Annotated in this window: 11 protein-coding genes; 8 read left to right on the forward strand and 3 right to left on the reverse strand. The window is 73.4% G+C overall.

What is annotated here, in order from left to right; all coding sequences use genetic code 11:
• Positions 1-183: 183 nt before the first annotated feature.
• From ACFV0Q_RS28470 to ACFV0Q_RS28485, 4 genes are all read left to right on the forward strand, one after another.
• Complete coding sequence (locus ACFV0Q_RS28470) at positions 184-1,026, forward strand: arylamine N-acetyltransferase (protein WP_385009218.1); 843 nt, start codon at positions 184-186, stop codon at positions 1,024-1,026.
• Positions 1,027-1,058: 32 nt separating this feature from the next.
• Complete coding sequence (locus tag ACFV0Q_RS28475; protein WP_385009219.1) at positions 1,059-1,664, forward strand: YdbC family protein; 606 nt, start codon at positions 1,059-1,061, stop codon at positions 1,662-1,664.
• Between the two features lie 72 nt (positions 1,665-1,736).
• A complete protein-coding gene (locus tag ACFV0Q_RS28480) occupies positions 1,737-2,396 on the forward strand; it encodes a histidine phosphatase family protein (RefSeq protein ID WP_385009220.1) in 660 nt (219 codons plus the stop codon).
• An 11-nt stretch (positions 2,397-2,407) separates the two neighbouring features.
• Positions 2,408-3,322: an ADP-ribosylglycohydrolase family protein gene (locus tag ACFV0Q_RS28485; RefSeq protein ID WP_385009221.1), complete on the forward strand. Its 915-nt coding sequence runs from the start codon at positions 2,408-2,410 to the stop codon at positions 3,320-3,322.
• A 129-nt stretch (positions 3,323-3,451) separates the two neighbouring features.
• Here the strand turns inward: ACFV0Q_RS28485 and ACFV0Q_RS28490 are convergent, their stop codons facing one another.
• Positions 3,452-5,005: an MFS transporter gene (locus tag ACFV0Q_RS28490; RefSeq protein WP_385009222.1), complete on the reverse strand. Its 1,554-nt coding sequence runs from the start codon at positions 5,003-5,005 to the stop codon at positions 3,452-3,454.
• Between the two features lie 143 nt (positions 5,006-5,148).
• Here ACFV0Q_RS28490 and ACFV0Q_RS28495 point away from each other — a divergent pair, with 143 nt between their 5' ends.
• The 3 genes from ACFV0Q_RS28495 (at position 5,149) to ACFV0Q_RS28505 (ending at position 7,409) form a co-directional block, all read left to right on the forward strand.
• A complete protein-coding gene (locus ACFV0Q_RS28495) occupies positions 5,149-5,754 on the forward strand; it encodes a TetR/AcrR family transcriptional regulator (RefSeq protein ID WP_385009223.1) in 606 nt (201 codons plus the stop codon).
• Positions 5,755-6,006: 252 nt separating this feature from the next.
• Positions 6,007-6,717, forward strand: coding sequence for a ribonuclease HII (locus ACFV0Q_RS28500; RefSeq protein ID WP_385009224.1), 711 nt, complete (start codon positions 6,007-6,009; stop codon positions 6,715-6,717).
• A 59-nt stretch (positions 6,718-6,776) separates the two neighbouring features.
• Positions 6,777-7,409 carry a hypothetical protein gene (locus ACFV0Q_RS28505; protein WP_385009225.1) on the forward strand — a complete coding sequence of 211 codons (633 nt, stop codon included), beginning with the start codon at positions 6,777-6,779 and terminating at the stop codon, positions 7,407-7,409.
• 256 nt (positions 7,410-7,665) lie between these two features.
• Here ACFV0Q_RS28505 and ACFV0Q_RS28510 read toward each other — a convergent pair whose 3' ends face one another.
• Entirely contained in the window at positions 7,666-8,295 is a 630-nt protein-coding gene (locus tag ACFV0Q_RS28510; RefSeq protein WP_385009226.1) for a hypothetical protein, read from the reverse strand.
• 226 nt (positions 8,296-8,521) lie between these two features.
• Positions 8,522-10,681, reverse strand: a complete 2,160-nt coding sequence (locus tag ACFV0Q_RS28515) for a RecQ family ATP-dependent DNA helicase (RefSeq protein ID WP_385009227.1) — start codon at positions 10,679-10,681, stop codon at positions 8,522-8,524.
• A gap of 124 nt (positions 10,682-10,805) precedes the next feature.
• Here ACFV0Q_RS28515 and ACFV0Q_RS28520 point away from each other — a divergent pair, with 124 nt between their 5' ends.
• The gene (locus ACFV0Q_RS28520; protein WP_385009228.1) at positions 10,806-12,068 is read left to right on the forward strand and encodes a DUF4192 domain-containing protein; all 1,263 of its coding nucleotides are present in this window, start codon (positions 10,806-10,808) and stop codon (positions 12,066-12,068) included.
• The last annotated feature ends 705 nt before the right edge of the window (positions 12,069-12,773 follow it).

Genomic DNA, 12,773 nt, shown 5'->3' on the forward strand with positions numbered 1-12,773 from the left:
GACCCTCCCCCGAGGAGGGTCCACCGCCCTTCGGCGTATTTCCCTTTCCCCGCGAAACGGTCACCGGACAGCCTCCCCGGCGCGCATCGGCCGCGCGCGGGAAGGGCGGTACCGGCGATCATGGTGCGGGAGCCGGGGCGATCCCGGGGTCCCTGGAGCACACGATGGGGGAGCGGGAGAACCATGTGGAACGGTGACGAGCTGGACCTCGGCGCGTATCTGGTGCGGATCGGGATGGGCGGTGAGGACGGAACCCCGCCCGGGGAACTCCGGCCGGACCTCGAGACGTTGTACGCAGTGCACCGGGCCCACACCGCCGCCATCCCCTTCGAGAGCCTGGACGTCCTGCTCGGCCGCCCCGTCGCGCTGGAGGTCAAGGCCATCGAGGACAAGCTCGTGCACGCCCGCCGGGGCGGCTACTGCTACGAGCAGAACTCGTTGCTGGCCGCCGCCCTGGAGCGGATCGGCTTCGAGGTGTCCGGGCGCGGTGCCCGCAACCGCACCCGGGGGGACGCCCTCCTGCCGGTGACGCACGCGGTCCTGATCGTCACCATCGAGGGCCAACCGTGGCTCTGTGACGCCGGATTCGGCTACCTGGGCCCGCGCGAGCCCCTCCCGCTCGCGCGCCCCGGCGTCGAGGTGCGCCAGGGTGGGTGGACGTACGCCGTTCACCCGGAGGAGGACGGCATCCTCGTGCTCCGGACCCTCTACGGCGGCGCCTGGCGGGACTTGTACGCCTTCTCCCCGCAGCGCTACCACCCCGTCGACTACGTCCTGCTCAACCACTACAGCTCCTCGCACCCCCTCTCCTCCTTCGTGGGACAGACCATCGTGCAGCACCCCGGCGAGGCCGCACGCGTGAGACTGGTGGGACGGGAGCTCACCCGCCTGTACCCCGACGGGCGGGCCGAGACGCGGTCCGTGGCCGCCGACGAGCTGCTCGCCCTGCTCGACCGGGAGTTCGGCATTCGGCTGTCCGAGCGGGATGGGGCGGAACTGGTACGGATCCACCGCTCCGGGGACTGACCCGGGCCGTGCCTGGCCCGTACGATGGCGCGGTGCTGGTCAAGTGGATTCGCTGCACGGTGACGGACCGACGCGGGTTCGAGCGGGGGCAGCGAAAATGGGCGGGGCTGCCCGGCGAACCCGGATTCCGGGGGCAGGGCGGCGGCTGGAGCCGGGGCCGGCAGGGGGTCGCGCACGTCTTCGCGTTCTGGGAGAGCCGTTCCTTCTACGACTCCTTCATGGCCCGCTCGCACGACCGGCTCGCGGCATCGCAGAACGGCACCTACACCAATTCCCGGGTGACGCTCTTCGACCACCGCTTCGACGTGAAGACCGGCTTCGAGCCGCGCTTCAGCGACGCCGACGTGGTCCGGGTCGCGCACACCCGGGTGCGGGAGGGTCGTCTCGAACACTTCGCCCTCATGCAGGAGAAGGTGTGGAATCCGGCCATGGCCGGGTCCCCCGGCATGATCCGCGGCCTCTTCGGGGAGGCCCCCGGCCGGGAGTTCCTGGTGCTGTCGATGTGGCGAGCGGCGGCCGAGCACGGCAAGTACCGGCAGGAACGCGTCGAGCGCCTCTCGCTGCGCGCCCAGACCGAAGCCGATGTCGAGGCGCTCACCGGGGACGTCGTCGACCTCGAACCCGCCTGGACGGTATGACCGTACGACGACCGACAGCGCGACCGGCGTGCCCGGGGCGTACGCGCCCCCATGGCCGAATAGGGTCGTGGAATGGTACGACCACGGCGCATCGTCCTTGTCCGGCACGGGGAATCGGAAGGCAACCTCGACGACACCGTCTACGAACGGGAGCCCGACCACGCCCTGCGGCTGACGCGTACGGGCCGCGAGCAGGCCGCGGCGGTCGGGCTCCGGTTGCGTGAGCTCTTCGGCGATGAGCACATCAGCGCGTACGTCTCCCCGTACCGGCGGACCCTGCAGACCTTCCGCGAGCTGCGGCTGGACCCCGCCCGGGTGCGGACGCGGGAGGAGCCCCGGCTGCGCGAGCAGGACTGGGGCAACTGGCAGGACCGGGACGACGTGCGGCTCCAGAAGGCGTACCGGGACGCGTACGGGCACTTCTTCTACCGCTTCGCCCAGGGAGAGTCGGGCGCCGACGTCTACGACCGGGTCGGGTCCTTCCTCGAGAGCCTCTACCGCAGCTTCGAGGCCCCCGACCACCCCGAGAACGTGCTGCTGGTGACGCACGGGCTGACCATGCGGCTCTTCTGCATGCGCTGGTTCCACTGGTCGGTGGCCGAGTTCGAGGCCCTCTCCAATCCGGGCAACGGTGAATTCCGGGTGCTGATGCTAGGACCGGACGGCCGCTACCGGATGGACCGCCCGTTTGAGCGGTGGACCACACCCGAGCCTTATGACCTGGACGGCTAAAGTGACGCGGGATGACCGCTGACTCCACTCCCGAAAGGCGCTACGCACGCGCCACGTCCAGCCTCAGAGGGCTGGCACTGGGGGACGCCCTGGGCTCCCAGTACTTCGTCCCCGTGAACTACCCGCTGCTCAAGCGGCGCGAGCTGCCGGCCGGCAGCGAGCCCTGGCAGTGGACCGACGACACCGAGATGGCCTGCTCGGTGGTGGCCGTACTCGCCGCGCACGGACGCATCGAGCAGGACGCCCTGGCCTCTTCCTTCGCCCACCACCACGACTTCGACCGCGGCTACGGTCCCGCCGTCAACCGGATGCTGCGCCTCGTCCGGGAGGGTGAGGACTGGCGCACGCTGGCCGCGGAGCTGTTCAACGGCCAGGGCTCCTGGGGCAACGGCGCCGCCATGCGGATCGCGCCCCTCGGCGCCTGGTACGCGGACGATCCCGAGCAGGCCACCCACCAGGCGGAGATCTCCGCCTACACCACCCACCAGCACCGCGAGGCGGTGTGCGGGGCGATGGCCGTAGCCGCCGCGGCCGCGCTGGCGGCGTCCCCGGACGGCCCGCCGACCCCGGCGGACCTGCTGGACGGGGTCATCGCGCTGGTGCCGCGCAGCGCCGTGGGCGCGGGCGTGCGCCGGGCACGGGACATGCTGGACTACGGCGACGCGACCACCGTCGCCGCGGTGCTGGGCTGCGGTCGGCGCACCAGCGCCCACGACACTGTGCCGTTCGCGCTGTGGTCGGCGGCGAGGTCGCTGGGCGACTACGAGCGGGCGTTCTGGACCACCGCGCAGGTGGGCGGCGATGTCGACACCACCTGCGCGATCGTCGGCGGGGTACTGGGCGCGCGCGGGGAGGCGGTGCTGCCGCAGGCCTGGCTGGCGCGGACCGAGGCCCTTCCGGCCTGGCTGCCGGAGTCGGCGTCCTGAGCGGACGGGCCGGGCGGGTGCCGAGCGCGTCCTGAGGGGTTCCGCGGGCGGTGCGGCGTACGAAGACCCGGGCGCGGTGGTGCGTCCCGAGCCCGGGCCTTCGTACGGACTTTGTCCAGACGTTGGTGGTCAGGCGGCCGGACCGGCCTTGGCGGCGGCGCCGTTGAGGGCCTCCAGGTCGCTCTTGCGTACCCGGATCACCAGCAGCGCGGTGACCAGGGCGAGCCCGGCCATGGCGACGGCGGCGACGAAGGCGCTGGAGATGCCCTGGGCGAGGACGAGGTCCCCCCACGGGTCCGGCAGCCGCCCGCTCTGCTTGAACGCGGCCAGCTGGGCCGGATCGGCCTGCGCCATGAAGGCCGGGACCTGCTTCTCGGCCTCCTCGCGGCCGGCCGTCCCGAAGACCGTGACCAGGATGGACAGGCCGAGCGAACCGCCCACCTGCTGGCTGGCGTTGAGCAGCCCTGAGGCCGCTCCCGCCTCCCTGGGCGACACCCCGGAGACGGCGGTGAGGGTGAGGGTCACGAAGTTGAGGCCCATGCCGAAGCCGAAGAGCAGCATGGGGCCGAGCACCCCGGAGACGTACGTGCTGTCGGTCTCGATGAAGCTGAGCCAGGCCAGCCCGATCCCGGTGAGCGCGGACCCGGTGACCATGAACGGCTTGGGCCCGAAGCGGGGCAGGAAGCGCTGGGAGATCCCGGCCGCGGTGCCGATGGCGGCGGTCACGGGCAGGAAGCCGAGCCCGGACTGGATCGGGGAGAAGCCCAGCACGTTCTGCACGAACTGGACGATGAAGAAGAACATGCCGAACATGGCGGCGGCCAGGCCGAGCATGATGACGTAGGTGCCGGCCCGGTTGCGGTCGGCGAACATGCGGAGCGGGATGATCGGATCCGCGGCCCGCGACTCGATGACCACGAAAATGCCGAGCAGGACGACGGCGGCGGCGAAGGAGCCGATGGTCAGGGAGTCCCGCCAGCCGTCCTCGGAGGCGCGGATGAACCCGTAGACGAGCGCGGTCATACCGCCGGTCGAGGTGAGCGCTCCGGCGGCGTCGAACCGGCCCGGGTGGCGTTCGGACTCGTTGATGAACAGCGGTGCGAGGACCGCGATGAGCACGCCGATCGGCACGTTGACGAACAGCACCCAGCGCCAGTCGAGCCATTCCGTGAGCATGCCGCCGGCCAGCAGCCCGATCGCGCCGCCGCCCGCGGAGACGGCGGCGAAGACGCCGAAGGCGCGGTTGCGTTCGGGGCCCTCGGCGAAGGTGGTGGTGATCAGGGCGAGCGCGGTCGGCGAGGCGATGGCACCACCGACGCCCTGCAGGGCGCGGGCGGCCAGCAGCTGCCAGGGCTCCTGGGCGAATCCGCCGAGCAGCGAGGCCAGGGTGAAGAGCAGGATGCCGGTCATGAACACGCGGCGGCGGCCCAGGATGTCGCCCGCCCGGCCGCCGAGCAGCAGCAGGCCGCCGAAGGCCAGGGTGTAGGCGCTGATCACCCAGGAGAGGTCGGTGGTGGAGAAGGAGAGGGCGGTCTGGATGTGCGGGAGCGCGATGTTCACGATCGTCGCGTCGAGGACGACCATGAGCTGGCAGGCCGCGATGACGGCGAGTGCCACCCCTGGGCGCCCGGGCCGTCGGGCGGCCCCCGGTATCCGAGGCGTGTCGAGTCGGGTGCTTGTCACTGTGGATCCCCCCGAAGTGAAATAGTGAACGCATCCGTTCACTGCGGGTCCAAGGTAGGAGTCCCGAAGTAGGGGACGCAAGCGTTCACTAGGGCTGAAAATTCGTGCGAGGCGGCGGGTGCGGGCCGGTCGGAGGTAGGGGTATGACGGGTTTGGGCTGGTCGCAGGGGTCGGCGCCGGTGCGCAGACGAGGGCCGGAGCTCGAACGGGCGATTCTGGACGCCGCGCTGGAGCAGCTGGGCGCGGGCGGCTGGAGTTCCGTGACCATGGAGGGCGTCGCGGCCGGGGCGCGCACGGGCAAGGCGGCGCTCTACCGGCGCTGGTCCTCGAAGGCGGACCTGGTGGCCGAGGCGCTGTGCGAAGGGCTGCCCGAGCTGGGCGGGATCGCGGACCACGGATCGGTGCGCGAGGACCTCTACCGGCTGTGTGCGCGGATGCGGGACGTCATGCACTCGCCGGCCGGTGAAGCCCTGCGTGCGGTGCTTCACGAATGCGACCACGCTCATGCCGACCGGTTCCGTGAGGTCATCTGGAAGGGGCTGCACGAGCCGGCCCACCGGCTGATCCGGGAGCTCGTGGACCGCGGAATCGAGCGGGGGGACGTACGGCCGGACGCCACGAGCCCGATGGTCATCGAGGTGATTCCGGCCATGCTGATGTACCGGACCAAGGTGTGCGGGAGCGAATGGCCGGACTCGGAAATCGCGGAGATGATCGACGGGCTCGTGGTGCCCATGCTCCGGGTGTGAGAGGCCGGGCCCGGCCCGCGGAGGTGGGCCGAAGGGGCCGGGACGTCCGGCGGGCGGGGCGCCGCGGCGCGTGTGACCGGCGCCCTCGTGACGTGGCGCGGGAGCTTTCGCGCGGGCTCGCACGGGGCGGGCGTACAGGCGCACGGGAGGCACGCGCACGCCCCCGGGGGCACTTCGTGGGCACCCCGTGGCCCGGCCGACCGCAGGCCGGGGTGTGCAGGCGGCCCGGGGCGGCGTAACCTTGCTGGCGCCATGCCGTACGAAGCACCCACCCACACCGTCGAGCGCTCCCTCCGTGCAACCACCGGCGCCAAGGTCATCGCCGGGGTCGACGAGGTCGGACGAGGGGCCTGGGCCGGTCCCGTCACCGTGTGCGCGGCCATCACAGGTCTGCGCCGCCCGCCCGCCGGGCTCACCGACTCCAAACTGCTCACCCCCAAGCGACGCGACGCGCTGCTCGACATCCTCGAGAGCTGGGTCACCGCCCACGCCCTCGGGCACGCGTCCCCCGAGGAGATCGACGAACTGGGGATGACCGCCGCGCTGCGGCTCGCGGCGGTGCGCGCGCTGGAGGCCCTCCCGGTGCGGCCCGACGCGGTGATCCTCGACGGGAAGCACGACTATCTCGGCTCTCCGTGGCAGGTCCGTACGGTGATCAAGGGCGATCAGTCCTGCGTCGCCGTCGCCGCGGCCTCGGTGATAGCCAAGGTCCGGCGCGACCGGATGATGGCCGAACTGGGCGAACAAGGCGACGGAATCGCGGACTTCGCTTTCGCCTCGAACGCCGGCTACCCCTCGCCCGTGCACCGGGCCGCCCTCGAGGTGCGGGGGCCCACCGCGTACCACCGGCTCTCGTGGTCGTACCTCGACGCGCTGCCCCAGTGGCGGCACTTGAAGAAGGTGCGCCGCAGCGAGGAATCGACGGAGCTGGAAAACGGAGGCCAACTCGGCTTCGATTTCTGATCGCACCCACGTGCCACCCACCGGTACGTTTCGTACCGGTGTTTGATAGATATCAACTCATGCCTCTCACCCCCGCCATCGAGGAGCCTCAGATTCACGAGAGTGCCCAGGGTCCCCGCGTCACGCCGGCCGCGAGCCGCACCGCGCAGACCCCCCGCCCCGTACCTGGTCCGCGTCCCGCCGCCGTACCCCGGCCCGGACGCCCCGGTCCCGTCCGGCCCGCCCCGCCCGCGCAGCGCGCGGCACAGGCCGCCCCCGGACCCGTTCCCGCAGCCCCCACCGCGCCGTCCGTCTCGGCGGCCGTTCCCCAGGTCCAGCTGATCCCGGCCTCCGCCGAGGGTGCGCTGGACGCGGCCGAGGAGGCCGTGGACCTGCTGCTCGACACCGGGCGCGCGCCCGGCGACATCCTGGTGATCACCACTGGCGACCCGCACCCGTGGGCCGCGCACGAGCTGTCCTTCGGCGAGGCCTCGTACTGGGCCCAGCACGACGCCGGGGACGACGTCTTCTACGCGGACGCGGCGCACGTACAGCGCGCCGGCGGCCGTTCCGTCGTGGTCTTCGCGGCCAACGGCGGACCGGCCGAGACCACCGCCGCGGCACTGCCGGTCGCGCTGACGCGTGCCGGTGCCCTGCTGATCGTGTGCGGCGACGCACGGCAGATCAACTCCGTGCTGGGTGCGGGCGTCTGACGCTCCCTACCCGGCGCGGGCGAAGGGCGGGGTCCGAGTCGACCCCGCTGAAGTCCGAGGTCCGACCAGTCGTACGCCCGTCCGCGTACGCACGCGCGCACCCTGCCGGGCCGCGGGAATCCGTCCCGCGCCGGCCGGGGTGACGTGGCGTCATGGCGGTCCGGCCCATGGCGGTCCGGGCCCAGGCGGCTCGGCGGTCTGACCGTTCGGTGGTACGGGTCCTCGCGCGCGAGGGGTCCGAATGGCGAGCCGCTCCTCAGCGGGCGGCGGTACGGCGCAGCGGCTCGGCCGCGCCGCCTGCGGTGCTCAGCGTCAGCGGAGCGAGCTCGGGCGGCACGGAGCCCAGGCGCTCGGGCCGGGACTCCGAACCGGGACTGCGCCCGCCGCGGCCCTCGCCCAGCACCTGCCAGCCCCCTCGGGTCAGCGTGATGTAGGCGCCGCAGCGCAGCCCGTGCAGGGTGCAGGCGTCCCGCAGGCCCCACATCCAGGCCCCGTCCTCCTCGGTCCACCGCTCGTCGCCCTCGCGGCAGTACATCAGCACCGCCGTCCGCACCGGGGTCCGCCGCCGCAGATCGTGCGGGATGATCCTGCGCAGCCGGGACAGCAGCGCGTTGCGGTACTCCCAGCCGTCCGCCGAGCTCGACCGCTGCACGAAGGAGGCGCTCGCCACCAGCCGTTCCTCGGGCCCGAGCACGGCGATCACGGCGGTGGACGGAACGGGACTGTGCCGTGAGTGCAGCCCGCTGACCACCTCGCGCGGGTTGCTCAGCAGAGGGATGCCCGCCGCCGTCCACTCGGCGGGTTCGAGCACTCGGCCGTGACGGCTGGCGCCGCCGGTGGCCGTTGTCAGGGACGTGGTCGGGTGCGGGGCGAATCCGAAGGTCACGGTCCTCCCTTCGGGTACACGCCCGCGAGCGGGCACGGCTGGGGTGTGGGCGCGCCGCTGCGCGGCCCTGGAGAGTGCCGACGAGCCGAGCGGGAGCACTCCGATTCTCGCGTGGCCCGCGAGGGTGGGGCAATGAGCATTTGAAGCCGCAGACCGGAATTCGCCGGTATGCCGTTCATATCCTTGCCCCATCGGTGGCCTCTCACGCCGGAGTTGACTCATTCGCCTACGGCTGGAGCGCGAGCACCAGCGGAAACACCCCTCTCGCACCGGCCCGGCGGAGCAGCCGGGCGGCCACCGCGAGGGTCCATCCGCTCTCCGCCCGGTCGTCCACGAGGAACACCGGACCCGATGCCTCGGACAGGCTGGCCGCCAGGGCTGGCGGCACGGTCAAGGCCTGGTGGAGTCCCCGGACCCGCTGGGCGCTGTTCGAGGACGGGAGTCCGAACTCGGGTGCCTGATCGGTGTACTCCAGGCTTCCGAGAAGGGGGATCCGTCCGACCTCCGCGATCCGTGCGGCGAGGGTGGCGACCAGTTGGGGGCGGGTGCGCGAGGGCAGCGCGACCACGCCCACGGGCCGTGCGGGGGCGCCCTCGGCTCCGGAGGCCCAGCCGCCCGGGCCCCGCGCCCAGTCGGCGAGTACGGCCACCACGGCCTGGGCGACGTCGTCCGGAACGGGCTGGTCGGGGGTCTGCGGGGCCAGCATCGGGCGCAGCCGGTTGCCCCAGCCGATGTCGGACAGCCTGCCCAGGGCCCGGCCGGCCGAGGCCTGTTCCCCGGCAGGGATGCGGCCCTTGAGGTCCACGCCGACCGCCGCGAGGCCCGTCGGCCACATCTTGCGGGGTTCCAGTTCCACGCCGGGGCGGCCCAGTTCTCCCCGGGCGGTGTCCAGGGCGGCGCTGGAGACGTCCGCGGTGAACCGGGCCCCGGCGCAGTTGTCGCAGCGGCCGCAGGGCGCGGCCTCCTCGTCGTCGAGCTGGCGGCGCAGGAACTCCATCCGGCAGGCGGTGGACGCCGCGTAGTCCCGCATGGCCTGCTGTTCGGCGGACCGCTGGCGGGCGACCCAGGCGTAGCGCTCGGCGTCGTACGCCCAGGGTTCGCCGGTGGAGGTCCAGCCGCCCTTGACCCGGTGGACGGCACCGTCCACGTCGAGCACCTTCAGCATCGTCTCCAGCCGGGTGCGGCGCAGGTCCACCAGCGGTTCCAGGGCGGGCAGCGAGAGGGGCCGGCCGGCCTGGGCCAGCACGTCCAGGGTGCGGCGCACCTGCTCCTCCGGGGGGAAGGCCACCGAGGCGAAGTACTGCCAGATCGCCTCGTCCTCACGGCCGGGGAGCAGCAGCACCTCGGCGTGTTCCACACCACGGCCCGCGCGGCCGACCTGCTGGTAGTAGGCGATGGGGGAGGACGGCGACCCCAGGTGCACGACGAAGCCAAGGTCGGGCTTGTCGAAGCCCATGCCGAGGGCGGAGGTGGCCACCAGGGCCTTCACCCGGTTCGCCTGGAGGTCGTTCTCCGCCTGTTCGCGGTCCGCGTTCTCGGTCTTGCCGGTGTACGAGGACACCGTGTGCCCGCGGTGACGGAGGTACGCGGTGACCTCCTCGGCGGCGGCGACCGTCAGGGTGTAGATGATCCCGGAGCCGGGCAGGTCGGCGAGGTGGTCGGCGAGCCAGGCGAGCCGGTGCGCCGCGTCGGGCAGGGTCAGGACGGCCAGGCTCAGGCTCTCGCGGTCCAGCGGGCCGCGCAGCACCAGGGCGTCGGTGCCCGCCCCGGTCCCGAGCTGTTCGGCGACGTCGGCCGTCACACGGGCGTTGGCGGTGGCGGTCGTCGCCAGGACCGGGACGCCCGGCGGGAGATCGGCCAGCATGGTGCGCAGCCGGCGGTAGTCGGGCCGGAAGTCGTGGCCCCAGTCGGAGATGCAGTGCGCCTCGTCGACGACGAGCAGGCCCGTGGCGGCCGAGAGCTTGGGAAGCACCTGGTCGCGGAAGTCGGGGTTGTTGAGCCGCTCCGGGCTGACCAGCAGGACATCGACCTCGCCCGCCGCGATCTCGGCCTGGATGTCCTCCCACTCCTCGGGGTTGGCGGAGTTGATGGTGCGGGCGCGGATTCCCGCCCGGGCCGCGGCCTCGACCTGGTTGCGCATCAGCGCGAGCAGCGGGGAGACGATCACGGTCGGGCCGGCGCCGCTCGCCCGCAGCAGGGAGGTGGCCACGAAGTAGACCGCGGACTTGCCCCATCCCGTGCGCTGGACGACCAGGGCCCGCCGCTTGTGCGCGACCAGGGCCTCGATCGCCCGCCACTGGTCCTCGCGCAGCCGTGCGGTGCCCGTGGGGTCGCCCACGAGACGGGCGAGTACGGAATCGGCCGAGGACCTCAGGTCTGCGTTCATGCCCCCATGCAACCCGATGGCTCCGACATCGCGCCAATGCCGCTCTCAACCTGTGGATATTGAAGATTCAAGCAAGTTATCCACAGGGGTTTCCGGATCGGGCCGCGGACGGGACCGTCGGGGCATGACGAAGAACCACGAATCACGCAGCCCGTCCGGCCAGCCGTCCATCAGCCCCTCCGGAGTCCCCGACCCGTCCCAGATCACCCTGCGCAGCCCCGCCGAACTGGCCGACGCGCTGCCCTACATGCTCGGCTTCCACCCGACCGACTCCCTCGTCATGGTCGCCGTGCACGGTGAGGGCGGACGCTTCGGCGGCCGGCTCCGCGTCGGCATCCCCTCCGCGCACTCCGAATGGGAGGACACGGCCCGACAGGTCGCCGACTGCCTCGTGCGGGGCAGCGAACGACGTGGCGGCAAGCCCGACGGCATCGTGGTGTTCCTCTGTCAGGACCCGCGGAGCGGGGAGAGCGGCCAGCGGGTGATGACCCGGCTTCGGCCGCTCGCCCAACGGCTGCGGATCGCGTGCGGAGCACTGGACGTGCCCGTCCTGGAGGCCCTGTGCCTCTCCGGCGGCCGCTACTGGTCGTACACCTGCGACGGCTCCGGCTGCTGCCCGGCCGAAGGCAATCCACTGGCGCCGCCGGGCACCTCGGTGATGGCCGCGGCGGCCACCTTCGCCGGACTCCAGGTGAGGGGCTCGCTGAAGGAGATCGAGAGCCGGCTGACGCCCCTGCGCGGGGCCTGGGCCACCGAACAGGAGGAGGCCCTCGGGCGGGCGGCCGCCGCCCTGGTCCCGAAGATCCTCGACGGGGCCACCAGGGAGGAGGTCGGCGCGGAGACCATCGAGCTCGCCCGGACCCTGATGCGGCGGATGCTCCTCGCCCCGCCCGCCGAGGGCGGTCCCCTCGCCGACGACTGGGACGACGCCCTGCTCGGGCACGACGAGGCCGCCGCCGTGATCATCGGGCTCCAGGACCGGGAGATCCGCGACATCGCCGCCGAGTGGATGGAGGACGACGAGGCCGCCCCGGCCCTGCGGCTGTGGCGGGCCCTGGCCCGGCGCTGCGTCGGCGCCTACGGGGAACACGCGGCGGCCCCGCTCACCCTGGCCGGCTGGGTCTCCTGGTCCAGCGGGGACGAGCCGACCGCCCGGATCGCGCTCGGGCTCGCCCTGCGGGCCGACTCCGAGTACCGCTTCGCGCAGCTCCTGCACCACGCCTGCAACGAGGGCATCGACCCGGAGGGGCTGCGGCAGTGCCTCCGGGGGGAGCGCGAGCGTCGTGAACCCCACCGCAAGCGCCCCGCCGGAGTCACCCGCCCGCCCGGCCGCCGCGCGGGGCGGAGCCGCCGCACGGCCCGCCGCGCAGAGGGGAGCGAGCAGTGAGCCCGCGCCGGGTCCTCGGAGGCGGCCCGTGCCCCCTGCGCGGGCTCCCCGAGCGGAGTTCCGCGCGGTGGCTCCGGAGCGCGGCGGGCGCGGCCCTGCGCCGCTCGCCCGCCGCCCGGTGCGGGCAGCCACCACCGGAGCCCGTGACCCGGGCGGGGGTGAGGACGTTCAGCTGGGGGGTGGTGGGCGCCCGGCCGCGCCGCCGCCCAGCAGAACCGGCCGGAGCGCAGACAAGGCGGCACATGGCTCCCCCCGTACCTGAAACCGACCCGTCCGGGACCCTCCCGCCCACGCTCCCGGACCGCCCGGCCGGAGCGGCTCCCGCGACCGGGCCGGGGACCACGGCCGCCGGTCTCGCGGCCCGTCCCGCCGGGCCGCCCCGCGGCCGGCCTGCCGCGGCGGACGAGGAGTGGGTGCCCGGCGGGTCGGCGGACCGCCCGGCAGGTCCCCGGCGGGGGGCGGAGTCGGAGTCCCGTGAGGCGCGCGCTCTGCCCGGACAGCCGGTGGGCGCTCTGCCCGGCCAGCCAGTGCGGGCGGTGCCGGGGCAGCCGGGGGGTGCCGTTCCCGGGCAGCCGTACGGTGCGGGGCCCGGGCACTCCGTGGGGGCGGTGTCCGGGCAGCCGTCCGGTGCCGTTCCCGGACAGCCGGGGGGTGCCGTTCCCGGGCAGCCGTACGGTGCGGGGCCTGGGCAGCCCGTGGGGGTGG

It is taken from the genome of Streptomyces sp. NPDC059564 (assembly GCF_042735575.1).
GTDB lineage: Bacteria > Actinomycetota > Actinomycetes > Streptomycetales > Streptomycetaceae > Streptomyces.